Genomic DNA, 2,054 nt, shown 5'->3' with positions numbered 1-2,054 from the left:
TTCTACGACGCCGACGGCGACGGCATCCGCGACCCCGACGAAATCTTCACCACCACTGACGCCAAGGGCAACTTCACCCTGACCGGCTTCGCCAAGACCGACATCGGCCGGCTGGTGGTGGAGGCCGGTGGCGTGGACGCCGAAACCGGCAAGACCGTCGGCCTGCTGATCGCGCCGCTGGCCGAGGGCACGTCGGTGATCTCGCCGCTGAGCCTGCTCGTGGCGCTGAACCCGGGGCTCGACCAGGCCAAGCTCAAGGCCGTGCTGGGCATCGACGCCTCGGTGGACCTGCTGACCTACGACCCGATCGCGGTCATGGACACCGGCAATGCCGCCGCCGCAGCCATCGCCGAGAAGGTGTTCTCGGCGCAGCAACAGATCTATGCCGTGGTGCAGGCCGCGACCAAGGCGGCGGCCGTCGCGGGTGGCGGCGCCGTCGACCTGACGGCGGTGAGCACCGCCATCAAGGCGGTCGGCGAAGCCATCGGCAGCAGCAGCGGCGACCAGAGCGGCTCGGCCGCCATCAAGGCCATCGCCAGCGTGGCGATCGAGAAGGTGGTGGCCGACCCGGTCCAGGCCGCCAAGATCGTGGCCGCCACGCAGACCGCCGTCACGCAGATCGACATCGCCTACAGCACCGCGCCCGGCGGCCTGTCGCTGTCGGAATCCCGCAAGCTGCTGCAGTCGGGCGACACGTCCAACCCGGAGTTCGCAGCGGCGCTCGCCAAGGCGGCGCAGGCCAAGGCCGCCGCCGCCGTGTCGCAGGACCTGCTGCTGCAGGTGGTGGACAAGGTGGCCACGGGGCAGCCGGTGGATGTCGATGCCATCCAGCAGCAGATCGCCACCGCGGTCACCAGCACGGCGCAGACCTACGAGACCTACCTGCACGGCAAGGTCGTCGACGGCTACGTCAAGAATGCCACGGTGTTCTACGACGCCGACGGCGACGGCGTGCTCGACAGCAACGAGTTCTCGACCACCACCGACGCCAACGGCAACTTCGCGCTCAACGGCTTCCTGAAGTCGGACATCGGCAAGCTGGTGGTGGCCGCGGGCGGCATCGACGCGGACACGGGCAAGGCGCTGGGCATGATGAGCGCCACGGGCAATGCGGACGGCGCGACGATCATTTCGCCGTTGACGATGCTGCTGTCGCTGGACCCGAACCTGACGCAGGCCGCGCTCAAGTCCTTCCTGGGCATCGGCAGCAGCGGCGCGAATGTCGACCTGCTCAAGTTCGACGCCATCGCGGCCATGAAGAGCAGCGACCCCGCCACCGCGGCGGCGGGCGAGGCGGTCTACGCGGCCCAGCTCAAGGCCTATGCGGCGATCCAGTCCCTGACCATCGCGGCCGGCGCCTGGGACGGCGTCGAGGGCGACGCGTTGAGCTATGCCAACCTCAAGACGGCCTCGCTGGCGCTGAGCCAGGCGATGGCCAGCGGCTCGACGCTGCAGGCCGCCATGTTGGCGGTACTGCCCGCGGGCGGGGACTCGTCGAGCGACGCCTCGGCTTTCGCACTGGCCCTGGCTACGCCCATTGGACTCTGGGGACGGATCGATTCGGCCATGGCCGGCGGCAGCATCTCGCTGTCCGAGGCGCGCCAGGTGCTGGCAGTCGAGAACCCGCGCGGCGATGCGCGCTTCGATGCCGCTGTGGCCAAGGTGGCTGCCATCGACGGCGTCGCGGCTGCCGTGCAAGAAACGGTGCTTCAGCAGGTCGATGCGTTGATCGCAGACCACAGCACGCCTTTCGGCGTCAGTGTTCCAAACGCGATCATCGGGGAGCTGGACGCGGCCATCGCGGGCTACACGAGTGCTTACGCGCAGGCCATTCAGAACTCGTTCCCGGCTCCGACGCCTGCGCCCACGCCAGCTCCGACGCCTGCGCCCACGCCGGCTCCAACGCCCGCGCCCACGCCGGCCCCGACACCTGAGCCGACGCCGGCTCCGACACCTGCGCCCACACCGGCTCCGACACCTGAGCCCACACCGGCTCCGACGCCCGCGCCCACGCCGGCCCCGACACCTGCGCCCACGCCGGCTCCGACGCCTGC

The 2,054-nt window shown here is 70.1% G+C and carries 1 protein-coding gene; it reads left to right on the top strand.

All coding sequences use genetic code 11. The features are described from left to right. Positions 1-2,054 (top strand): hypothetical protein (locus NS331_RS27285; protein ID WP_440589403.1); only part of this gene is annotated, 2,054 nt, incomplete at both ends.

This window comes from Pseudacidovorax intermedius, from assembly GCF_001476815.1.
Classification (GTDB): Bacteria; Pseudomonadota; Gammaproteobacteria; order Burkholderiales; family Burkholderiaceae_C; genus Xenophilus; species Xenophilus intermedius_A.
Note: the sequence above shows the minus strand (reverse complement) of the source record. Positions and strands in the feature narration are given on the sequence as shown.